Annotated in this window: 20 protein-coding genes and 1 pseudogene; 10 read left to right on the top strand and 11 right to left on the bottom strand. The window is 50.6% G+C overall.

Features of this window, described 5'->3' with window-relative positions:
- Window positions 1-196: 196 nt before the first annotated feature.
- The 3 genes from EGO56_RS21035 (at window position 197) to EGO56_RS21025 (ending at window position 4,020) form a co-directional block, all read left to right on the top strand.
- The gene (locus EGO56_RS21035; protein ID WP_135910950.1) at window positions 197-2,134 is read left to right on the top strand and encodes a methyl-accepting chemotaxis protein; all 1,938 of its coding nucleotides are present in this window, start codon (window positions 197-199) and stop codon (window positions 2,132-2,134) included.
- A gap of 319 nt (window positions 2,135-2,453) precedes the next feature.
- Entirely contained in the window at window positions 2,454-3,362 is a 909-nt protein-coding gene (locus EGO56_RS21030) for a LysR family transcriptional regulator (RefSeq protein ID WP_135910949.1), read from the top strand.
- Window positions 3,363-3,495: 133 nt separating this feature from the next.
- Entirely contained in the window at window positions 3,496-4,020 is a 525-nt protein-coding gene (locus EGO56_RS21025; RefSeq protein WP_135910948.1) for an SRPBCC family protein, read from the top strand.
- A 324-nt stretch (window positions 4,021-4,344) separates the two neighbouring features.
- Here EGO56_RS21025 and EGO56_RS21020 read toward each other — a convergent pair whose 3' ends face one another.
- From EGO56_RS21020 to EGO56_RS21005, 4 genes are all read right to left on the bottom strand, one after another.
- Window positions 4,345-5,337, bottom strand: coding sequence for a zinc-dependent alcohol dehydrogenase family protein (locus tag EGO56_RS21020; protein WP_135910947.1), 993 nt, complete (start codon window positions 5,335-5,337; stop codon window positions 4,345-4,347).
- Between the two features lie 149 nt (window positions 5,338-5,486).
- A complete protein-coding gene (locus tag EGO56_RS21015; RefSeq protein WP_135911045.1) occupies window positions 5,487-6,377 on the bottom strand; it encodes a LysR family transcriptional regulator in 891 nt (296 codons plus the stop codon).
- A 164-nt stretch (window positions 6,378-6,541) separates the two neighbouring features.
- Window positions 6,542-7,099: a GNAT family N-acetyltransferase gene (locus EGO56_RS21010; protein ID WP_135910946.1), complete on the bottom strand. Its 558-nt coding sequence runs from the start codon at window positions 7,097-7,099 to the stop codon at window positions 6,542-6,544.
- A 510-nt stretch (window positions 7,100-7,609) separates the two neighbouring features.
- Window positions 7,610-8,284, bottom strand: a complete 675-nt coding sequence (locus EGO56_RS21005; RefSeq protein ID WP_095708018.1) for a GntR family transcriptional regulator — start codon at window positions 8,282-8,284, stop codon at window positions 7,610-7,612.
- 113 nt (window positions 8,285-8,397) lie between these two features.
- Here EGO56_RS21005 and EGO56_RS21000 point away from each other — a divergent pair, with 113 nt between their 5' ends.
- The 5 genes from EGO56_RS21000 to ubiA all read left to right on the top strand — a co-directional run bounded on the left by EGO56_RS21000 (window position 8,398) and on the right by ubiA (window position 13,657).
- Window positions 8,398-9,078 (top strand): DUF2848 domain-containing protein, encoded by a 681-nt coding sequence (locus tag EGO56_RS21000; RefSeq protein WP_135910945.1) that lies wholly within the window; start codon window positions 8,398-8,400, stop codon window positions 9,076-9,078.
- Window positions 9,079-9,089: 11 nt separating this feature from the next.
- Complete coding sequence (locus EGO56_RS20995) at window positions 9,090-10,421, top strand: amidase (RefSeq protein WP_135910944.1); 1,332 nt, start codon at window positions 9,090-9,092, stop codon at window positions 10,419-10,421.
- Window positions 10,421-11,056 carry a DUF4286 family protein gene (locus EGO56_RS20990; protein WP_185948888.1) on the top strand — a complete coding sequence of 212 codons (636 nt, stop codon included), beginning with the start codon at window positions 10,421-10,423 and terminating at the stop codon, window positions 11,054-11,056. The genes EGO56_RS20995 and EGO56_RS20990 overlap by 1 nt, the downstream gene beginning before the upstream one ends.
- Entirely contained in the window at window positions 11,049-12,359 is a 1,311-nt protein-coding gene (locus EGO56_RS20985; RefSeq protein ID WP_135910943.1) for an MFS transporter, read from the top strand. Before EGO56_RS20990 ends, EGO56_RS20985 begins: the two co-directional genes overlap by 8 nt.
- A 383-nt stretch (window positions 12,360-12,742) precedes the next feature.
- Window positions 12,743-13,657 carry a 4-hydroxybenzoate octaprenyltransferase gene (gene ubiA / locus EGO56_RS20980; RefSeq protein ID WP_135910942.1) on the top strand — a complete coding sequence of 305 codons (915 nt, stop codon included), beginning with the start codon at window positions 12,743-12,745 and terminating at the stop codon, window positions 13,655-13,657.
- Between the two features lie 181 nt (window positions 13,658-13,838).
- Here ubiA and EGO56_RS20975 read toward each other — a convergent pair whose 3' ends face one another.
- The 5 genes from EGO56_RS20975 to EGO56_RS20955 form a co-directional block, all read right to left on the bottom strand.
- Window positions 13,839-14,441 (bottom strand): site-specific integrase, encoded by a 603-nt coding sequence (locus EGO56_RS20975; protein WP_135910941.1) that lies wholly within the window; start codon window positions 14,439-14,441, stop codon window positions 13,839-13,841.
- A gap of 773 nt (window positions 14,442-15,214) precedes the next feature.
- A complete protein-coding gene (locus EGO56_RS20970; protein WP_135910940.1) occupies window positions 15,215-15,472 on the bottom strand; it encodes a biofilm development regulator YmgB/AriR family protein in 258 nt (85 codons plus the stop codon).
- A gap of 101 nt (window positions 15,473-15,573) precedes the next feature.
- Complete coding sequence (locus EGO56_RS20965; RefSeq protein ID WP_135910939.1) at window positions 15,574-15,846, bottom strand: hypothetical protein; 273 nt, start codon at window positions 15,844-15,846, stop codon at window positions 15,574-15,576.
- Between the two features lie 109 nt (window positions 15,847-15,955).
- Window positions 15,956-16,207, bottom strand: a complete 252-nt coding sequence (gene ycgZ / locus EGO56_RS20960; protein ID WP_135910938.1) for a regulatory protein YcgZ — start codon at window positions 16,205-16,207, stop codon at window positions 15,956-15,958.
- A 405-nt stretch (window positions 16,208-16,612) separates the two neighbouring features.
- Entirely contained in the window at window positions 16,613-18,166 is a 1,554-nt protein-coding gene (locus tag EGO56_RS20955; RefSeq protein ID WP_238349035.1) for an MFS transporter, read from the bottom strand.
- Between the two features lie 119 nt (window positions 18,167-18,285).
- On the opposite strand from EGO56_RS20955, the gene EGO56_RS20950 reads away from it, so the two are divergent.
- Both EGO56_RS20950 and EGO56_RS20945 read left to right on the top strand, forming a co-directional pair.
- On the top strand, window positions 18,286-19,176 hold the full coding sequence (locus tag EGO56_RS20950; protein ID WP_135910937.1) for a LysR family transcriptional regulator: 891 nt from the start codon (window positions 18,286-18,288) through the stop codon (window positions 19,174-19,176).
- Window positions 19,177-19,544: 368 nt separating this feature from the next.
- The gene (locus EGO56_RS20945) at window positions 19,545-19,856 is read left to right on the top strand and encodes a cupin domain-containing protein (protein WP_095708028.1); all 312 of its coding nucleotides are present in this window, start codon (window positions 19,545-19,547) and stop codon (window positions 19,854-19,856) included.
- 68 nt (window positions 19,857-19,924) lie between these two features.
- On the opposite strand, the pseudogene EGO56_RS20940 reads toward EGO56_RS20945, so the two are convergent.
- Window positions 19,925-20,074: pseudogene (locus tag EGO56_RS20940) on the bottom strand (glutathione transferase GstA); the annotation flags it as partial.
- A 202-nt stretch (window positions 20,075-20,276) separates the two neighbouring features.
- A complete protein-coding gene (locus EGO56_RS20935; protein WP_238349034.1) occupies window positions 20,277-21,224 on the bottom strand; it encodes a YiiG family protein in 948 nt (315 codons plus the stop codon).
- Window positions 21,225-21,274: the final 50 nt, after the last annotated feature.

The raw sequence follows: 21,274 nt of genomic DNA, 5'->3' as shown, positions 1-21,274 counted from the left end.
TTATGAGGTAATTACTAACATCAGTATTGGCTAATTACTGGGTAACAGGTTAGACCTTGTTGCGATTCAACTTAAATATTTTCTTTCTTACGCCTGCTATAAAGTTAATGAATAGTTAACCGATAATGATGATTAAGATGCTTTTAATCTGCATTATTTGTGTTCTTATAATAATTAATTCAGCAGGATGTAAAAAATGAGTAACATTCTTAATAATATTAATCTTACCGCTAAGTTTGCAATTCTCGGCTTGTTTTGCATTGTTCTTTTTTCAGTTCCTACCGTGCTTTTTGTGTCAGAAGGTAATAAATATATTCAGGACAAGCAGAAAGAAGTAACAGGAGTGCCTGCTGAAAACAAAATCCTTGCCCTGTTGAATCTGATACAGCGCCATCGCGCTGAAACAGCCCTCGCTATTGCGCAAAAAAATCCTGCCACCTCATCGCGTCTAAGTGTTAGAGATGACATTGTTACTATCACCGATGCCATCAAGAAAGAGATGGCGCAGACAGAAGGCAGTGCGGGTTTAATCGAAAAAATTAATGGGGTGCGTGCACAGTGGGACGCGCTGCAGCAGGACATTGATGCTTCGAAACTGGATCAAACGGCCAGCCTTGACGCACATGCACAACTCATCCGCAAACTTCTTAACACAAACCGCGACGTGCTGGATTTTTACGGTTTGTCGCTTGATTCAGATATCAGTACGTACCGCCTGATAACCAGCAATTTCTCATCATTGCCTGAGCTTACCGAAAGTCTGGGTAAAATTCGTGCGTTCGGGACTTCACTGCTTGCCAGGAAAGAGGCCGTTAGTGAGGCTGACTCTGTCCGTATGGAGTCATTAATCAGCACGGGTGCCTATAATCTGGATATGTTTGCTCAGGACTCAGAGAAGCTTTTTTCGTCTGATATAGGGCTGAAGCAGAAATTCAGTGCCGATGCAGACGCGGCCGTACAGGAAGCCAAAAATGCCCTGAAAACTGCAGGGGCGTTATTTATTAACCGCAGTATGACGAATCAGAGTCCTCAGGACTATGCCGCACTTTTTACCAGCGCGATTAACAGATTCAGCACCTACGCGATTGCGGGCGGTAATGAACTGAATGATATGCTGAACCAGCAGATTACGGACCACCGGCATGCACAGTATGGTTTGCTGAGCGTTCTTCTCTTTATGGTCCTGCTTTCTGTCTTTTGCGCATTGATCATTATCCGTTCTGTTACACGACCTATCGGTGCCGCGTCAAAGCTTGCGCTTGAAGTAGCAGAAGGCGATCTGACAGCATCTTTTTCCGTGACAGGACGCAATGAAACAGCCGGTCTGCTTAAGGCATTACTGCAGATGAGTCAGCGCCTGACGGTGACGGTAGAAAACATTAAAAGTAATGCTGTCACCATTGCCACCTCATCTGAGGAGATTGCCCGAGGTAACGGCGATCTTTCTGCGAGGACAGAAGAACAGGCTGCATCACTGGCTGAAACAGCCGCCAGTATGGAACAGCTATCTTCGATCATCGGCAACAATGCTGAAAACACCCGCCATGCTGCTGAAATGGCCAGCTCGGCTACCAGCGCGGCATTGCGTGGCGGTCAGGCAATGGAATCAGTGCTGGGTTCCATGGAGAAAATCAGCAGCAGTGCAGGGCAGATTAAGGAAATCATTTCTGTCATAGATGGGATTGCGTTTCAGACGAATATTCTCGCGTTAAACGCGGCTGTTGAAGCTGCCCGGGCCGGTGAGCACGGTAAAGGCTTTGCCGTTGTTGCGGCGGAAGTCAGATCGCTCGCACAGCGCTCGGCTGGCGCGGCGAAAGAAATTAAAGGGCTGATCGAACAGTCTGTGGAGAATGCTGAGCAGGGCATTTCGATGGCCCGGGATGCAGGTGAAAAAGTGAAGGAGAGTATGGATGCGATTGAACAGACAGCACAGCTGGTGAGAGAAATTTCATCTTCTTCAGAAGAGCAAAGTGCAGGCGTATCGCAGATAAATATTGCCGTTACTCAGATGGATCAGGTCACACAGCAGAATGCCGTGCTCGTTGAAGAGTCAGCATCGTCTGCTGATGAACTTGCAAGTCGAGCCGCTTATCTGAGGGAAGCTGTTAGCGTGTTCCGCACAAACGCTGGTTAAAATTTCCGTTAAGTGCTTCTTTTATAAGTCTGTAAACGGCGTGCTGTCAGGAGCATTTCTGAGGTCTGTCATCTCAGTAACAGTATCTCATAAGCCATCCTACAGGATGGCTTAATTCCTTCATTACGTAACTTTGGCACAAAGCGGACATACGTGCTGCAAGGTCCGCTATGAGCGAAAAGCGGGCTTATCTGTACAAGGGTTACCATCCAGAAATGGAAGATCACCCGAAAGTAAAACCCCCATAAACCTTCTAGACAACCTTTTCTCGAGCATTTAGCCTAAATTAAAATTTTTATATATGTCAGGCTACCTCATTATGAAAAATGATATCAGAAACCTCGACCTTAACCTTCTTAAAGCCCTTGATGCGTTACTGGATGAGGGAAGCGTGACTCGGGCTGCACAGCGCCTCTCACTGACGCAGCCTGCCGTCAGTGGCATGCTTATTCGCTTGCGTGATTATTTTGGCGACCCACTCTTTGTTCGCACCAGTCACGGTATGGTCCCCACACTACGGGCCAACGAACTTTCTATGCCGGTAAAACAAATCCTCACCGATATCGCTATTCTGCTGAAAAAAAAGGAATTTGATCCCATTACGGCGGAACTGACTTATACCATCGCCGCAACGGATTATGCACTTAAGGCAGTTGTCGTTCCATTGATGGCTGAGCTAAAACAACGTGCACCATATATTAAAATCGCCGTGCGGCCTGTGGACAATGAGCGAATGTATCAGCAGTTATCCCGGGGTGAAGTTGATCTGGCTTTGGTAACACCGCAAACAACCCCCGAAGACCTGCATGGAAGAGCGCTCTATGAAGAAAATTATGTCTGCGTAGCACGAAGTCATCATCCTCTGGCAGCGAGTTCGGAAATGACTCTCAAAAAATTTTGCAAACAGGAACATATTCTAGTGTCTTTAGAAGGTAACTTCACTGGTGTTACTGATGAAGCACTGGCTAAGCTCAGTCTGACACGACGGGTAGGCATGTCGGTTAATAGTTTTCAGGTGATTCCTGATATATTGCGAGTGACTGATATGATTGCAGTTGTACCTCACCGCATGGTCTTAACTAGCAACGATCTCATCATTCTCCCTTTGCCCCTGAAAGTACCTGGCTTTACCAAGAGCATGGCTTGGCATGAACGCACCCATCGTGACCCAAGTCATCAGTGGGTTCGTGCTTTATGCGCAAAAGTAAGCCAACATCCTGGGCCCTGATATAATTTAACTTATTAAGATTATAAGTAATGACAATTCGTCTTATAACTTCATTGCGCCAATAATCACTGCCAACTTGTTGACGCCGTAACGTCACACACAGTGCAATTAACTATCGCAATTGGGGAAATTTATGAACGCGATTAACTGGCCAGACGGCTTTCTTCCGGGTTTTACCGATAACTTTGTTTCGAATGAAATGATCATCTTAGGTCTGAACGTCAATGATGTTTGGCCGCTCCTGAGTCAGCCATTGCTATGGCCGGAATACTATAAAAATTCCGCCGATGTGCGCTTTTATGACAACAAAGGTCCAGAGCTGGAAAATGGGGTGCGCTTCTACTTCAGTACGTTTGGTTTCCCAGTTGAAGCTCAGGTTGTGGAGTTTGTTCCACCTGCTGAAGGTAAACCTGCTCGTCTGGCATGGCACGGATGGTCCGGTGAAGAAGATACCGCTCAACGACTCGATGTTCATCATGCGTGGCTACTAGAGGATCTTTCCGGTCACAGGGTCCGTATCCTGACGCAGGAAACACAGAACGGAGTTCCGGCAAAAGATCTGGCAAATACCCGCCCGAACCCAATGCTTAATGGTCATCAGGAATGGCTTGACGGCCTGATTCGAGCAGCAAAAAAAATAATTAACCGTTTTCCATAGTCATATCAGTGAGGTTGCACTTCCCAGCAACCTCAAGAATATTTGCCCCTTTGCTATTGCATTTGATCACAGGTAAATCCTGTAACCCCCCTCTAAGTGACGCCGCGCGGCCGTATTTGAATTGTCCGCTTCTGGCACAAAGCGGACGGAGTCAGATAAACGTCCGTTAAGAGCGAGAAGCTGACATTTAATTTTAAGCTGAGTACAGCGATGCCATCAGGCTGGATGCCCGTTCCTGAATTATGGGTCAGAAACCAGGTACCATAAAAAAGCCTGGATAATATCCAGGCTGCAGCTGACAGATATAAAACACTGCGGTAGAGATTACTTAACGGTCACGACGATTTTCCCTACCTGACCATTTGCTTCCATATAACGCTGTGCGTCTGCAATCTCTTCGAGCGGGAACGTCTTATCGATTACCGGTTTCAGCTTACCGATACGTAAACCTTCAGAGACGAAGGATTTTGCGCGTGCCAATTTTTCAGAGTCCATCGTGATTTCAAACAGCTCATATCCACGCAAAGTGAGATGCTTACCGAGAATATCAAATACAGGCACAAGCATGTCACGGCTATCGAGCGCGCCATACTGGAAAAACATGCCCTGCGGCGCCATAACCTGGGTCAGTTTTGCGACATCCGGGCCACCCACGGGATCAAAAACAATATGTGCGCCCGTGCCCTCTGTTGCACTATTAATTTCAGCAACTATATCCCGCTCCGCAGTAGCAATAACAATTGCTGCACCAGCTTTCAGGAGCATCTCGCTTTTTTCAGAGGTACGCGTGAGTGCGATGGGTTTTGCACCCAGCATGTTGGCTATCTGTATGGCAGCCAGGCCCACGCTGCTTGATGCTGCGCGGATCACGACATTCTGACCAGCCTGAAGGTTTCCATATTCAACCAGCGCACCATAAGCGGTGACATACATCATCCAGCTTGCAGCGGCCTCCTCGAAGGAAAGGTTTTCAGGATGCTTCACGACAGCATGCACCGGTGCGTTGACCAGTTCGCCGTACATGCCGTATTCACTAAACATAAATGAAGGTATAACGCTTACCCGATCTCCGCTGGCAAACTCTTCAACATGCTCACCCACGGCCTCAACCATGCCAGCCGCTTCATAACCAAGACGTGCCGGAAATTCCGGCTCAATGACATACTGGCCATTGCGGTACATGATTTCTGCACGGTTAAGACCAATCGCATGTACGCGAATCTGCACTTCATCCGCTGCTGGCGCAGGAACGTTTATATCAAGAACTTCCAGCACTTCCGGACCACCGGTGCGATTAAAGGTAACCATTTTAGACATATTCAGCTCCCGTCAGTTAACGGCACACCTTCAGAATAATACTGAAGGAATGCCGGAATCATTTGTGGCCAATCTACATTGTTATCAGCGCACCAAAAACAGGCTGCAGAGAACTTCAGTATTAATTATCCATTAACAATCAGTCTGCTTCAGTGGCGCTGTGAGGCCAGCACATGACTAAACCAGTCGATAAAGACACGAACTTTTGGAGAAAGGTAGCGCCTGTCCGGATACAAAACTGACACCGGCTTTGACACCGATGGGTATTGCGTCAGAATCTCTTCAAGAGCACCAGAAGCAATATGGGGAGCAACGGCATCAAAGGTCGCCTGGATAATACCCAGCCCAGCCAGTCCACAGGAAAGCAGAATATCGGAGTTATCAACGAGTATGCTGCTTGCAGGACGCAACGAAACAATATTCCCGTTGTTGATAAACTTCCATTCCATGACTTCACGGCTGTGGCCGCTGAAAAAATTAATTGCCCGATGCTTATCCAGATCTGCAAGTGTTTCCGGCCGCTGATGCTGCTGCAGGTAAGAGGGGGCTGCACAGGTAACCATTCTGATGTCACCAAGACGTCTGGATATAAAGCTTGAATCCTGAAGCGACCCCAGGCGGACAAGGCAATCGACGCCTTCTGTAATCAAATCAGTTTTTTTATCCGACGAAACCAGCACAATTTCAATTCCGGGATACAGTGTCTGAAAATGCCCGAGCTGAGGAATCAATATGGCATGTGACAGCGCCAGGGGCATATCAATTCTCAGTCGTCCTCGCGGTGGAAGAGTCGATGAAAAACTGGCCATCATGTCATTAACCTCGGCTAAAACATGCCTGGCATGATGATAAAACTCATCCCCTTCGGCAGTAACGCTCAGCTTCCTCGTTGTGCGATGAATGAGTTTTACACCCAGATCATTCTCTATTTGCTGTATCGCTTTACTCACGGTAGGGCGATGGATCTGAAGTACATTAGCGGCTTTTGTGAAGCTACCTTGCTCAACAACCTGTATAAAAATATTCAGGTATTCAATCATGTTGGTGTGCACGTGTTCACCAGTCATTAAGGTTTTTACACACGCATTGTAAAGTAAACAATCCTGAGGGTATTGATTCTTTTTATGCAGGGATAAACATTCAGGCTGGCAGCATGTTCGGCTGGAGCGAAGAGCGGACCTTGTAGCTTCAGGCCACGGTATAATCAGCTGCTGTATTTATAAATAAAGGTATCGTCAATCACGCCCATGCTGTCCAGTCGATCAGAAGCTAATATGGCTTCAGGTTTGAACCCACATTTTAATGCAACAGACTGACTGCGCACGTTACGTCGGGCAGTGCGAATTTCGATTCTTACAGCGTTAAAATATTCCGAGGCTATTTTTGTAGCCAGCTTGCATGCTTCGGTCATTATGCCTTTGCCCATCGCATCTGTAGCAAGCCAGTAGCCGATCTCGAAATAAGGAATAGCACGATTCCTTATGAATAAGCTTATACAACCTGATAGCTCATCTGACGTTCGATCGATAATTAAAAACTTATATTCTTCTCTGTCATTCAGGAAGTTTTCTGCTGCATCCAGCATATTATCCCTGACCGAAGAAAACGAATGAAAGCCAGGAGACCAGAGTAGAAACTCATGATGAAACGAACTGAATTCATTTAGCTTACGTTGCATTTCTTCTGAGCGACTCAGGTCTGGCGCAGTCAGATAAAAACGGTCGTGCTGCAATAAATAGGCAGGAATTTCATCAATATGCATCTTCACCCTTCCGTTTATACAACCTTTTTATTTACTTAACACACGCCGGAAGAAATTGCATCCGGTTTAGGCAGAACGGGCTAGTGAAAGAATGGATTACTCAATGACAAGCAGGAGCCGTGTACAGCTAAAAGTATTACCGAAAGATTTTAATTCAATGGGCGGGTAACGGGGTCTGCTTCTGGCACAAAGCGAACGTGCCCCCATTTCAATACGATTGCCCCAGGCAAGATAGCGAACCGGCGACACCCTCCCGACTGGCATATCATGCTCATGAGCGCCGCCGATGATGCCCTGAAGACTGTATTAGCCGCCAATCATCATTAGCGCGCCGCCCGAGGCAACCTGGTTATGAATAAACCTAAATCGATCAGGCATACGACCGCTTTTAGCGAGGTGGCAGGGTGCAGCAGTAGCGTATTCGACCCCCTATCCAACAGGATAATGACCGGCGCCGGACTGACCAGGCGCTGTCAGAAGGCAGACTTGTGACGGCACGCGGTCTGGCCTTTAAGCGGAAAGTAAGGCGCGCTTAAATGAGAAAATATGCGCACGTGCGGCTTCGGCTGCACGTTGCGTATCGCCTGATTCCAGCGCCGCAATGATTTCATTATGCTCAGCGATCACTTCATCCATATGCGCCACATTGGAAAGTGTGGTGGCCCAGAAGCGCTGCGCTTGTGCATGAATCACGCTAAGGATATCAGCAAGATGACGATTACCGGCAATCTCAGCCAATACCTGATGAAACTCGCGATCCAGCAGCATCATCTGTTCACGGCTGCGTAACTGGCTCGCCTCATCAATTTGCTGATTAAGATGACGCAGACGCTGAAGCTGCGTATCCGTCACCTTCTGGCTGCCAAGCTCAATACAGAGCGTTTCATTTACCAGCCGTACTTCAATCAACTCCAGCGCGTCATCAATCGATAATGGCGCCACCATTACCCCTTTACGCGGGATAATTTGCAGTAAACCTTCGGTTGCAAGGCGATGAACCGCCTGATTAACCGGTGTACGGCCTATCGCCAGATCGTCCATAACCTGAGCGGTGTTGAGGTATTCGCCAGGTTTGTAACGCAGCGTAATGAGTTTGTGCCTGAAAGCCAGATAGGCTTGTTCATTAAGAGAAAGGCTTTTATCTGCGCTGCCTGGGTTCACATTTTCCGCCACTGATTCACTCATCACCACGTTCCTTTTTTTACCTATGAGACATCTTACACAAAAATCTGGCATGAAAATCGCTAGTTTAAAATTACTGTGAAATTTCACTGTGATTTCAAACCGGAGGTTTTCTTATGCAGTTGCGATTCTCAACGGGCGACAAAGCCGCTACCACACTGAACGTGGACGTTACACATTTCATTATTGCTGGCTGGGCCGGCCGCGACAGGGAAGCCGTGTTGCACCATATCCGTGAATTAGAAGCGCTCGGTGTGCCCGCTCCCGGTGCAGTACCACTTTTTTACCGGGTTGCGGTTAATCAACTCAGCCAGCAATCACAGCTTGAAGTGGTTGGCGAGCATACCTCCGGCGAAGCCGAACCATTCGTCTTCTCGCATCGCGGCGAGTTGTGGGTTTCCCTTACGTCTGATCATACCGACCGACATCTGGAAACCTTCAGCGTTGCGCTCTCTAAGCAGGCGTGTATCAAGCCGGTCGCCAGCGCCGCGTGGCGCATGAGTGACGTTGCCGAACACTGGGATGTGCTTGAACTCAGCTCATGGATTAAAGAGCAGGGCAAATGGGTCATTTATCAGCAGGGCACGCTGGCATCACTGTTGACACCACAGGATTTGCTCGCGCGCTATTTTAATGGCGGTGTCGTGGAAGAGGGCGTTGCTATGTCCTGCGGCACGCTGGGCGCAATTGGCGGCATCCGGCCATCCAGCGAATTCCGCATGGCGCTGCACGATCCGGTGCTTAATCGCACGCTGGAACACGCCTACACCACCGGCGCGCTGCCGGTGGTGGCATAAGGAGACTGCCGATGACCACACTCTGGCAAGCCAGTCAGCAGTTGCAGAGCGGTGATGCTTTGCCCGAAGCATTTACTGAATCCGCGTTGCAGGCCGCGCAAAATCCTGAACAACAGGGCTCATTGGTGTTCACGCAACGCTATGTAGCTTCGGGCAGCGCGGCAAACGCTCGCTGGCAGGCGAAGCAGGCGTTAAGTGCCATTGATGGACTGCCAGTCAGCATTAAAGATCTGTTCGATGTCCAGGGAGAGGTGACCACGGCCGGTTCACGCTTACTGGCCGATGCGCCAGTGGCAGTTGCTAATGCCAGCGTCGTCGATAAGTTGCTGCTGGCGGGCGCCGCAATCGTTGGTAAAACCACTATGACGGAGTTCGCTTTTTCGGGCTTAGGCATCAATCCACATTACGGCACGCCAGTCAATCCGTGGCAGCGCGAGCAGCAGCGTATTCCCGGCGGATCATCCTCTGGCGCGGCCGTTGCGGTTGCTGAGGGCATGTGTCTTGGTGCCGTTGGCACCGATACCGGCGGTTCGGTACGAATCCCTGCTGCACTCTGTGGCCTGACTGGCTTCAAACCCACGGCAGAGCGCATCAACCAGAGGGGAACGTTACCGCTTTCGACCTCACTCGACAGCATCGGCGTCATCGCGGACGACGTGCGCAGCTGCTGGTTGCTGGATAGCGTCATTGCCGATCGGCCGCTGGATTTACAGTTGCTGGATCTGCGTAACGCGCGCTTTGCCGTGCCGCAAACGCGCGTGCTGGATGGTCTGGATCAGCATGTGGCGCAGGCCTGGCAGCATGCCATCACGCTTCTTAAGCAGGCGGGTGCGACAGTTATCGACATCACGTTGCCTGAGCTGGATGAGCTTAACGCTATGAATGCGCGTGGCGGCATCACGGCTTATGAAGCCTGGCAATGGCATAAAAAAACCGTGCAGGCACAACCTGAAGCTTACGATCCCCAGGTGCTGGCGCGCATCCAGCGCGGCAGCCATCTCACCGCGCAGGATGCCACTGAGCTTTATCAGCAGCGTGCTGCCTGGCAACAACGCATCAACGCAGCGCTGAGTGATTTTGATGCGTTACTGATGCCAACTGTTCCGCTTGTCGCACCCACTATCGCGTCACTCAATGATGCGCAGCGCTATATGGAGATTAACGCGATGATGCTGCGCAATCCCAGCATTATCAACATGCTGGACGGCTGTGCTCTTTCTTTACCCTGCCACCAACCGGGTTCTGCTCCGGTTGGCCTGAGCCTTGCTTCGATTCATGGTGATGACGCCAGCCTGATCAGCTGGTCGCTTGCTGTGGAAACTGCCCTTAACCGGAGATCCTGATGATGACTAAACCCCACGGCATGCTGTATGTCGCCACCAACATTGGCGCTGAAGATGAGGCTGACTTTAACCAGTGGTATGACCATGAACATGTAGAGGAGCGGGTAGCGATTACGGGATTTTTGAGCGGTACACGCTATCAGGCAATAAACGCTGAGCGTAAATATCTCGGTTTATATGAAACCGATTCGCTGGAAGCCTTTACCAGCGCCGATTATCACGCCGCATTCACGCACCAGACGGCATGGTCGGTAGAGAATCTGCAAAAAATGGTGAATCCCATGCGCCGGGTGAGCGCAGTAGTGCACAAGCATGGCAAAGGCACGGGCAATCAGTTAGCTGTGTTGACGCTGCAAGCGATCAATGACAGCGCGCTAAGCGCCTGGCAGCAGCAAATAAGCCAGACGCCGGGCTACATCTCATCCAGCGTGCTGATGCCAGACAGCGTCCTGAGTTCGCCATTACCGAAAGAAAGCCAGGATCATCGGAAAATGCAGCCGATGCTGCTGATTCATTGCAGCGATGCACTGTGCTGCGATCGCCTGGCTGCCGCCGCGGCACAGGCATTTGCGGGAGATATACAGCGTTATGCTCTCAACTGGCAGTTAACAAAACAGGAGTTGACCCATGGCTGATACCGATTCTCTGCACCATGCGGCAGTCGCAGTGCGTACCAAATCGAAGACCGGGCGTCTGGCTGCTGCCAGTTCGATTGGCACCGCGCTCGAGTGGTACGATTTTACCGTTTACAACATCATGGCCGCGCTGGTGTTTAACCATGTCTTTTTCCCCAGCTTCGATCCGCTGGTCGGTACCATTCTGGCGTTTTCAACCTATGCGGTAGGCTATATTTCACGTCCGCTAGGGGGCTTCGTGTTCGGCCACCTTGGCGATGTCGCGGGGCGCAAAGCGGTGTTGATCATCACGCTGGTGATTATGGGCGTAACCACGGCGTTAATGGGCTTGCTGCCGGGCTATGCGGTCTGGGGCATCTGGAGCCCGGTTCTGTTAGTCGCACTGCGGTTTGTGCAGGGCATCGCGCTAGGTGGCGAATGGGCAGGGGCCGTGTTGTTATCGATGGAGCATGGCGACGCGAATAAACGCGGGCGTAATGCGTCATTTGCGCAGGTTGGCCCATCCTGCGGCACGCTGATCGGCACTGGTTTTATTACGTTGGTTACGGTGATGATGAGCGCCGATCAGTTTCAGGCGTGGGGCTGGCGCATTCCTTTCCTGCTAAGCCTGGTACTGGTAATTTTTGGCCTGTGGCTGCGTCGCGGTGTGGAAGAGACGCCAACCTTTGTCGCAATGCAGGAACAAGAGAAAACCACGCACACGCCGTTAAAAGAGGTTTTCGTAAACTATCCGAAACAGCTATTGATTGCCGGTGGATCGCGCATTGGCTCGGATGTGCTTTACGCGCTGGTGGTCGTTTTTACGCTGACCTACGTCACCACCGTGCTGCAATTACCGCGTCCGCTGGCGCTAATGGCCACGATGCTCGGCGCAATAGGTAACGCGATTTCGGTGCCGATGTTTGGCGCGCTTTCAGATAAGTGGGGACGACGTCCGGTTTACATTACCGGCGCTCTGCTGGCGGTTGTCTGGTCTTTTCTGTTCTTTGTGTTGCTCGATAGCTCGCATCCGGTGCTGATCGTGCTGGCGGTGATTGGCGGTTTGCTGATCCACGCGATGATGTACGGACCGCAGGCAGCGTTTGTCACTGAGCAGTTCCCTGGTCATGTGCGCTATGCAGGTTCATCCCTGGCATACACCCTGGCGGGAATTGTCGGCGGTGGTTTTGCGCCCCTGATCATCACCACGTTATTTAAAGAGACGGGCAGCACGCTGTGGGTATCTTTGTACGTCAGTTTCGCGCTGGCGATTACGCTATTCGCTTTGTGGAAAGCCAAAGAGACTGCTCATCGTCAGGATTAAGATTTTCATGGCGAAGGATTGCCATTATCTGTTCAGCTCAGCAAAAATATTTATATCTTCGCAAGGGAAACTGGAATTCCGCCCATATTGTCATAGATAAATTCAAGGTCGTATAAATATACCTGACGTAAAAACATGATTTTTTCATCTGTTTAATCACGTAATAACGGGAACGACTGATTGCTGCTTAGAAGTATGCCGCTGGCACAAAGCTGACGTTGTGCAGGCCAGGATCCGCTATGAGCGATGAGCGGACATCAATGTGATGTTAGAAATGATATTTTTAAGAGTAAATCCCCCTGACTGACAGAGTAAAGGTAGTGTTAGTGGCATAGCGCAGTTGCCTGTAAAATTACCGCTTTCATCTTCAGGACTTTATCAATATGACTTCTTCAGGCCCCCATGATTTAAGCGACATTAAACAAAATGACTGGGTTGAACGCTGGTTTTCACCTGCCCTCACGCCATATCTTAGGCTGGCGCGTCTTGATCGCCCGGTTGGCATCTGGCTTGTCTTATTCCCATGCATAGCAGCCCTTTTTCAGGCGTCGCACGGCTGGCCCGGAGCCAGGGAAATGGTAGTTTTCTGCCTGGGCGCTTTTCTGATGAGAAGCGCAGGTTCAACAATCAACGATATTGCTGATCGTAACTTCGATGCACACGTTGAAAGAACCCGCTTCCGGCCGCTTGCAAGCGGGCAGGTTTCAACCCTTCAGGCGGTAATTTTCTTTGTTGTTCAGCTGCTATGCGCTGCTGGCCTGCTCTATTTTCTCACCCCTTTTACCCGCCTGATGGCGCTGGCAGTCGTGCCGCTTGTCATCCTTTACCCGTTCTGTAAGCGGTTTACGTACTGGCCTCAGGCTGTCCTGGGTGCCGCGTTTAACTGGGGAATGCTGATGGCATGGGCGGAAATAAATGGTGCCGTCCCGCCGAATGCCGTTCTGATATGGCTAGGGGCGGTTGCCTGGCAGATTGGCTATGACACCGTTTACGCCTACGTAGATGCAAGAGATGATGTGCGGATTGGTATTAAATCAACGGCGCTCCTTTTCGGGGAACGCGGAAAGGCCAGCATTGGGCTGTTTTACGCCGCAGCGGTAGTATTGTGGTCATATGGCGGCCTGCTTAGCAGCATGAAAACTCCTTACTATGTTGCTATGGCTGTCATTGCCATGCACATGTCATGGCAGGTCTGGCGCCTCGATTTACAGAAGCCTTCACTAAGCTTTAACCTGTTCCTTCATAACATTCTTACCGGCATTCTGCTTGCATTCGCAGCATTGGCAGGTACGTTCTAGCAACTGAAGTTTGATTCCCGCTGTCTTCATTTTAACGCCCATCTGACTTTACGCAGGCTAAGATTTGGTCTTATGGGTGTTATTCCGAATGCCTGGAAAATGGACTGACTGTGATTTGGAAGCAATTTACAACATTGAATGTCCGCTTCTGGCACAGGGCTGCTGTTGCAGCCCTCACAAATTAAACTTCGATAGACTCAGATATCTCCAGGGCATCATCCACTTCAATACCGAGATAACGGACTGTACTTTCGAGTTTTTTGTGACCTAACAGTAGCTGGATAACTCGTAGATTCTTCGTTTTTTTATAGATCAGATATGGCTTGGTTCTTCGCATAGAATGCGTACTGTACAGAGTCTCGTCGATACCCAGCTTATCAATCCATCCATGAAAAATACGGTTATATTGCCTGGCTGAGATATGTCGTGAAGGACCGACGCGGGACTGGAACAGATAGTCGCTACTACGTAGATGAGCCATTTTGCTCCACGCTGCTACAGCCTCTCTGGTTCCCTTAGTCAGTTCAAACTGAACGGGGCTTCCCGTTTTTTGCTGCAGCACTGTCGCTCTGCCCGAAACAGAATGCCCATAGGCCACATCAGAAACTTTTAGCTTAACCAGATCACAGCCCCGAAGTTTACTGTCCAGAGCCATGTTAAACAGAGCTAAATCGCGTACTTTTCCTTCCAGCTCAAGTCTGATACGGATTCCCCAGATATGAGAGATCTGAAGAGGCCGTTTCTGGCCAATAATACGGCCCTTGTTCCAGGGGAATGTTGTCATGCTCAATCTCCTTTGGGTTAGGAGATGTGATTATGGTTGTCCCATATGAGCGAAGAACGGACGTTGCCCGAATTCTGGAGTACTTGCAGTAGGATAAACAGAATTCTCCATCCAGGCATTCAGGAACCAGCCGGTCAACTACAGATACCTTTAATACAGCAGAAATTTTGGTATAAAAAAAACCGCCCTTAAGGCGGCTCAAAGAGGAATACAGTTACTCTTGATTTTATCACGGTAAGCCGGAGCCGCCGGCAGGTCTTAATGATAAAAGATATGGCCGTGACAGCAAGCGTAAGCGGTGAAATTCATTCTTATGCCCGGCAACATAGTTGTGCCTGAGTTCTGCCTCCGCACTTTTACGCGTAAAAAAACCCGCCATCTTTAGCGGGCTGAACAATAAAAACCGTTCATATTTTATGGCAAGCGCGCCAGCCTCAGCAGGGAAGCGGCACTATTTCAGGATGGCCCAAATATTCAGTTACGCAAGTCATCCTGCGTCACAGGTGAAAAAAGACTCCCCAGTGGCGGCCTGATACGTGCAGCGCTGCGTACCGTCAGATGTCCCTGGTGAAGGACATGATGAGTATAAGTCTGATTTCTACGTGAGTAGGCTAAACAGGTATTATTTCTTTTTGCATGCGCAGCAGAGTACTTTTTGGACAGCAAATTTTCAGCGCACATTAATGAAACTCCATCGCCCTGTTCTCAACCCCGGTACCGGTTTCCAACTGGCCGGACAGCGGCTCAATCTGGGGTGATGAATGACGTTCCGGTCAGTACCGGTGGTCCTCATTCTGCGGGGGACACACGACAACTTCCAGTGCGCATCGCAGGACATCAAGCCTGACAACGTCCGGGGTGCTTTCTATCTCGGCTATGAGCGCCAGTATCATGTCCCTGCGCAGCACCCTTCCACCCCGTGCTTTCAGACGCTGCAGCATGTTGCTGATAACGGCTGCCTCAGCGGCGAAGCGGTCGCCGTGCTCATTCAGTTGCTGCAGTATGTTTTGTTCAGTTGTATTAAGTTGCATAACCCATCTTCCGGGATAGACCATGTTCAGGGCAACACCGGTGCCCTGGCGCTTTGCAGGCTCCTTCCTGCCTCCGGTTGTTTACGGAGCATGCTGACTGGTCAGTGATGACGGGTACCCGGCAGCGGCATGTTTTCAGACAGGAACTGCTGTTCCGGACTCTGCATGGCGCGTGCCGCAGGCAGGGCAATATTCACCTCGTGCAATGCCATCCTCAGCGCCTCTGCCCGTTCTGGACGCATTTCATTGCCGGCCATTTCCATCAGCTTCACCGCCAGCGCTGCACCTGATACGGGCACGTTTTCGCTGAGCAGTGAAGCCACGGCCTCACTGATGGCATCATCAATAAATTTTTCGATTCTGTTTCTGTACATACCGCTTCCGCATGTCAGTAAAGGGGGCTTTTATGTACCTGCCGATAACTGACCGACTGCCGGAGCTCACCTCAGCACTGACGAAAGAGCTGCAATACGCGGCTGATGTTCAGCGTGCTTCCTGACGACTGGCAAACAGGGTAGCCAGCGTGCGGCATCGCTGCTCTTCTTCCGTACTGCCTGCTGCTTCCAGCCGGCTGGCGAGTGCTGTGCTGATGGCCGCGCGGCTAAGAACACTGCCGCTGCGAAGAATTTCCACCACAATGCTCCCCAGCGTTTCCTGCTGCGAGGGTGTCTGCACACTGGTAAAATTGCGGGCTAGGTCTCCCGCAGTATCAGGAGTAAGGCTGGTCTGGTGCATGTTTTATCTCTCTGAAAAGTAGTGGTTAAAATGTCATCGGATGATGATGCGCGGAAAGTTATACAAAAAATAAAAACCTGTACATATTTATTTTTCGCAAAGACTGATATTTTTTAGCAAAAAATGCTAAGCATTATAATTCAGAGAGATAAAATGAAGCCTGACAGGAAAGTCCTGCCACCTGTTGCATACAAGCAGATGTTCCTTAATAAGAACCAGGTCTCTGCATAGCATAATGGCCGAAAATGTTGTTTAAGAAAGCTTCCTGTAGGTCTGCTTACCTTTGCGACTTTCTTAGATCATGATGTAACAAACAACATCTTATCGCCGTCGCAGAAAGCCTTAGTGGGAATAAAATGATCTCCGCATGTCCGCTTTTGGCACAAAGCGGACATTGCACTCAGGTCAGTATCTTATGTGCTCGTCTCTGGAATCAGTTTTGGCCGTAGCTAAATCATGAGCCTTGTAGCCCAGCATGCCCCAGACAATGATCGCACAAACAAACGTTATTGCAGCCAGGACCTGAAACAGCAATGAATAAGCATTGTCATAACTGACCTTGACTACCTCGCGCGGGACGCCGGGCAGGAGTGCGATGGCCTGCTGAATATTACCGCCTCCCAGCCAGGATGCGGCAAGATGAATCTCATGTGGCGCAAAACCGTGAACGGTTTTGTTAAGGTTCAGATCGTTCACGTTAGTGAGAAACGCGGAGACCACCGCAAGAGCAATACCCTCTCCTGCAACACGAACGGTATTGAACAGGCCCGCCGCCATACCTGCCTTTTCAACCGGAACGGAAGAAATGGCCAGTCCATCCATCAGTCCCCACGGTAATGCCGCTCCTGCTCCCGTTATCAGCATCGAAAAGAGAAGAACAGTTATGCTGTCACCGTGTAATGCCGGACCGAGAAAAAGTAATCCGGCAGAGGCGAGCACCAGCCCTGAAGCTGACACCACGGCCGGTGAAAACCAGCGCGTCAGCAGGGCTGCAAAGTAAGGAAAGATCAGCATCGGAGAAGTGAGTGCCAGAAGATAAACCGCGCTCTGAGACTCGCTGAAACCATTCCCGCCCATTAAATGCAGCGGAATAATGATCAACAGAACAACGTAGCAATAGTAGGTCGCCACCGGCAGCAGCATAGCCCCGACAAAGCTGGGACTTCGCAGAAGTGAAATATCCAGAACAGGATTGCTCACGCGCAGACAACGCACGATAAATCCGCCGAAGAGCAGTACAGAGCTGAGGAATAAAGCGAGTGTGAGAAGTGATGAAAATCCGCGTGTGGGCAGGAGCATCATCGCAGTGGTAAACCCCATCAGCGCCGCCGTAAACAATGCCAAACCTGTTTTATCTGAAGCGGATTGACTGCTCTGCTGTGATACAGGCAAAAACATCATACCGGCGAGCAGCACACATCCTGAAAGCACTGCAAACAGAATATAGACCCAGCGCCAGGTGAGCATATCCGTAATGAGCCCGACCGCCAGCGGGCCGAATGATAAGCCAGCGCCAAAGACGGTGCCCAGCAGGCCGAACATGCGAGTCCGGGCAGCGCCGTTATACAGCCTGGCCATCAGAGCGCTTCCGCTGGCCAATAACATTGCCGCTGCCAGTCCCTGCACACACCTGAGCATACCTGACATCATCAGGTTGTTAGTGAGGACGGTTAAAATACTGCTGAGACAAAACAGCACTGCACCAGTGAGAAAAACCGGTTTTCTCCCGATGGCATCTGCTGCAATCCCTACTGTCAGCAGAAAACTGCCGAACGTCAGCATAAATCCATTCGTAAGCCACGATAGTTCTCCTGGTGAGCCACCCATCATGCGCTGTATGGCGGGCGTTGTGACTACGCCCCCGGTAAAACTTAACGGCAGAAGCGTAGCCGCCATAAAAATGGTCAGGGCTGCTGCAGTTCCCGGGAGGCGGGAGAATGTGCTGGCTGCAAATGTCATGGTGTAACCTTAATTATCCGGACAGCTAATGAATGAAAACTGCTGCGATGTTATTGCGGACAAAAGCGCAGATAAATAGACTGCAGCTACCTTCTGAACAGACATAAAGTTAATAATTAATGGATAGCCTGACTTCTCTTACCTCTTTTGTACGGACAGCCGAGACATTGAGCTTTGTGCAGGCTGGAAGGTTGCTGGGTATTTCAGCGTCAGCAGTCGGTAAGAACGTTGCCAGACTTGAACATAAATTGGGTGTGCGGCTTTTTAATCGCAGCACAAGAAAAGTAACTCTGACCCCGGAAGGGGCGGCACTACTGGTCAGGTGTAAGCATATTCTTGAGCAGCTCAATGAGGCCGAATCAGAGCTGACGAACAGTGCCGCTGAGCCCGTGGGAAAACTTCGGGTTTCCCTGCCTGTAGCAGGTTACAGGTTCCTGCTTCCCACACTTTCCGCATTTAACCGACGTTACCCGCAGGTCGAGATGGACCTCGACTTCAGCGATCGTCTGGTGAATATCATTGACGAAGGGTTCGACGTGGCAATACGCAGCGGAGAGCTGGCTGACTCCAGGCTGGCCGCCAGAAGGCTGGGTGAATTCAGCTTCACTCTCTGTGCCAGCCCCGGCTATCTGGAGGAAAAAGGCGTTCCGGTGTCACCTGCGGAGCTGACGGCGCACCGGTGCATTCTTTTTCGCTTACCCTCAACAGGTCTGCTGCAGCCCTGGGAACTGAACGGCCTCCGCCCCGGGGCTGCACTCAGCGCTGCATCGGTTCTGACGGTAAATAATATTGAAGCTGCCATTGGCCTGAGCCTGGCGGGAACAGGGATCAGCTATCTGCCCGACTTTATAGTCCGCGAGGCGCTCGCAGAGGGACAACTTAAAGAAGTGATGCACGGGTACTGTACAAAGCAGGGGCATTTCTCCGCCGTGTGGCCATCAGGCCGCTACCTCTCACCCAGAGTACGCTGTTTTATAGACTTTATTACTGGGTCGGGTTTATCTGTATAGCCCGCTCACGTGATGCAGACTATCGGATTCATGCTCACTTCAGGGGCAGGAGTGCGTTTTTGCATGTCCGCTTCTGGCATAAAGCGGACACCGTCTCCGTCCCGGGTCTGGGATCTTCCGTAAGAGAGCATTAGCCACACACAGAGATCATCAGGAAATCATCTGATAAAGAACAGGGTTCAGACATCGAAACACCCTGATTTAAACCGCACCCGATTTCCCGCCCTCGTTTTCTGATCCCACATCCCAGTTTTACCTTCAAACGGACAACCCAGGGACAAATCAGGACAACAGACGGCCAGCGTATAGAACCTATTAACGTTCTCTGCTATTCATGACGTTAAATCACGTCTGTTGAGAGAGAAAAGATGAACTTTTATCGCAGTAAAGCATTTACCGGCTCTAAAGCCTGGGATGCTCAACACATTGCCAGCTTCGACAATATCAGCGTAAAACTTCACTGGACCGATCAGCCCTATAAATGGCACATCAATGACGGACAGGAGGTTTTTGCTGTCATGGATGGGTGTGTTGAGATGCAATACAAAGAAAACGGTGAGATCAAAAGCAGGACACTTAACACAGGTGATATTTTCTATGCCAGCGAAGGGACAGAACATATTGCGCGTCCGCAAGGTGTCGCCCGCGTGCTGGTCATTGAAAAAGAGGGTTCCGTTTAATTAAGGTCTGCTCAGTTAGCCGGTAAAGCCGGATGTCAGTGTCCGCTTTGGCCAAAGCGATGCCGGATTTACTGTAACGTCTCTGCCAGTAAGGCCGCCTGAACAGCAGGGCGCGTATTGATCGCTGCCCTGTAAGCCACCAGCGCAGACCAGCGATCGAGTTCAATATTGAAGTACTTGCACCATCCCAGTACGGTAAAAAGGTAAGCATCGGCGGGAACGTAACCCTGATCCAGGCTCTCTTTGAGAAAATAGTAGCTGCAGCGCAAAGGCTGCAGACGGCTGGCTTCGGTTTTGTCGGGCAGATGTTCGCCCGCCCGGTCGAGTTGCAGAATGGCTGCAAGGGCTTTGCCACTGGGATTAGCAGGCTAACGGACTGTGCCAGCCCGCCCCGGAATCTCATGGGGGCGGGCAGTCAGCTTACAGGCGGTTACTGGCCTCGACCAGTTCGTTATAGGACTTTAAAACGCGCATCGGTGAACCCGATACCATCCAGCCCGTATTACCGCTTCCTTTCAGCAGACTCTGCTCCCCTGTGCTGTAAGGCGTTTTATCGCGGACCCGACGCATGCGATCTTTGCAGTCTTTCAGGAATGTTCCTGCATTCTCCTGGAAGATGGACCAGGTTAATGGCTTGCCCGCTTCGCTGGCCGTTACCTTTCCTGCCTCAGCCAGCAGCGCACTGTAAGCATCAATCGATTTTGTCATCTCCGCCACATCGGGCGCGGATGCGGTAAGCACGGTCGCCAGCTGTTTAGCCTGAGTGACTAATGCCAGGCGATAGTAGCGACTATGGCGGCCCTCAGACTTTTCAATCTCAACGAGCTGCGCAGCGGTGAGGGCATTGTTCTCTTTCTCAACTTCGGCACCGAACTGGTCGCTGGATTTCATAAAGCGGTCAAAGGCCTGCATGAGCGGCTGGTGCATCTGCTTGCCTTTCGCGAAGCCATCATCCTTGTAATCGTCCTGACTGTAGTAGAGGTGTGCCTCTGAAACCAGCGGCTGCAGTGCCGTTAAATCCGCCAGATACTGTGTGGCTGCCTCATCCAGCGCCGGCATTTTTGGGCTGGCCTTTGATGCCTCATTGATAGCTTTAGTACATTTATCCAGTTCGTAAGGCGTGACATCCCCCAGCAGGTTGACGCTGCGCTCCTTGCCGGTGGGGCCCTTTTCAACATTCGCAATCCAGCTTACATAGCGCAGAGCACTGTCACGGACCGATCCATCGGTGGTGTTAAAACATCCCACATAAGCGTTCAGTTTAGTGGTGAGTTGCGCCGTTGTATCCTCTGCAACGGCCTGCGGCTGGCTCTGCGGAGCCGGTTTTGCATCCGCTTTATCACTGTTGTCGCATGCGGCCAGTGGCATTACGAGGGCGGTTACCAGCATCCCGGGTAATAGGGCCCTGCTTGCTCTTT

Source organism: Pantoea vagans (assembly GCF_004792415.1).
In the GTDB taxonomy this organism is placed as follows: domain Bacteria; phylum Pseudomonadota; class Gammaproteobacteria; order Enterobacterales; family Enterobacteriaceae; genus Pantoea; species Pantoea vagans.
Note: the sequence above shows the minus strand (reverse complement) of the source record. Positions and strands in the feature narration are given on the sequence as shown.

What these genes read in the sequence shown, in the direction of transcription:
- EGO56_RS21035 (WP_135910950.1), top strand. Translation starts at nt 197, where the DNA reads ATGAGTAACATTCTTAATAATATTAATCTTACCGCTAAGTTTGCAATT.
- EGO56_RS20935 (WP_238349034.1), bottom strand. Translation starts at nt 21,224, where the DNA reads ATGCCACTGGCCGCATGCGACAACAGTGATAAAGCGGATGCAAAACCG.
- EGO56_RS20945 (WP_095708028.1), top strand. Translation starts at nt 19,545, where the DNA reads ATGAACTTTTATCGCAGTAAAGCATTTACCGGCTCTAAAGCCTGGGAT.
- EGO56_RS20995 (WP_135910944.1), top strand. Translation starts at nt 9,090, where the DNA reads ATGACCACACTCTGGCAAGCCAGTCAGCAGTTGCAGAGCGGTGATGCT.
- ubiA (WP_135910942.1), top strand. Translation starts at nt 12,743, where the DNA reads ATGACTTCTTCAGGCCCCCATGATTTAAGCGACATTAAACAAAATGAC.
- EGO56_RS21025 (WP_135910948.1), top strand. Translation starts at nt 3,496, where the DNA reads ATGAACGCGATTAACTGGCCAGACGGCTTTCTTCCGGGTTTTACCGAT.
- ycgZ (WP_135910938.1), bottom strand. Translation starts at nt 16,207, where the DNA reads ATGCACCAGACCAGCCTTACTCCTGATACTGCGGGAGACCTAGCCCGC.
- EGO56_RS20975 (WP_135910941.1), bottom strand. Translation starts at nt 14,441, where the DNA reads ATGACAACATTCCCCTGGAACAAGGGCCGTATTATTGGCCAGAAACGG.
- EGO56_RS20990 (WP_185948888.1), top strand. Translation starts at nt 10,421, where the DNA reads ATGATGACTAAACCCCACGGCATGCTGTATGTCGCCACCAACATTGGC.
- EGO56_RS21000 (WP_135910945.1), top strand. Translation starts at nt 8,398, where the DNA reads ATGCAGTTGCGATTCTCAACGGGCGACAAAGCCGCTACCACACTGAAC.
- EGO56_RS20970 (WP_135910940.1), bottom strand. Translation starts at nt 15,472, where the DNA reads ATGCAACTTAATACAACTGAACAAAACATACTGCAGCAACTGAATGAG.
- EGO56_RS21015 (WP_135911045.1), bottom strand. Translation starts at nt 6,377, where the DNA reads ATGATTGAATACCTGAATATTTTTATACAGGTTGTTGAGCAAGGTAGC.
- EGO56_RS21005 (WP_095708018.1), bottom strand. Translation starts at nt 8,284, where the DNA reads ATGAGTGAATCAGTGGCGGAAAATGTGAACCCAGGCAGCGCAGATAAA.
- EGO56_RS21010 (WP_135910946.1), bottom strand. Translation starts at nt 7,099, where the DNA reads ATGCATATTGATGAAATTCCTGCCTATTTATTGCAGCACGACCGTTTT.
- EGO56_RS20985 (WP_135910943.1), top strand. Translation starts at nt 11,049, where the DNA reads ATGGCTGATACCGATTCTCTGCACCATGCGGCAGTCGCAGTGCGTACC.
- EGO56_RS21030 (WP_135910949.1), top strand. Translation starts at nt 2,454, where the DNA reads ATGAAAAATGATATCAGAAACCTCGACCTTAACCTTCTTAAAGCCCTT.
- EGO56_RS21020 (WP_135910947.1), bottom strand. Translation starts at nt 5,337, where the DNA reads ATGTCTAAAATGGTTACCTTTAATCGCACCGGTGGTCCGGAAGTGCTG.
- EGO56_RS20965 (WP_135910939.1), bottom strand. Translation starts at nt 15,846, where the DNA reads ATGTACAGAAACAGAATCGAAAAATTTATTGATGATGCCATCAGTGAG.
- EGO56_RS20955 (WP_238349035.1), bottom strand. Translation starts at nt 18,166, where the DNA reads ATGACATTTGCAGCCAGCACATTCTCCCGCCTCCCGGGAACTGCAGCA.
- EGO56_RS20950 (WP_135910937.1), top strand. Translation starts at nt 18,286, where the DNA reads ATGGATAGCCTGACTTCTCTTACCTCTTTTGTACGGACAGCCGAGACA.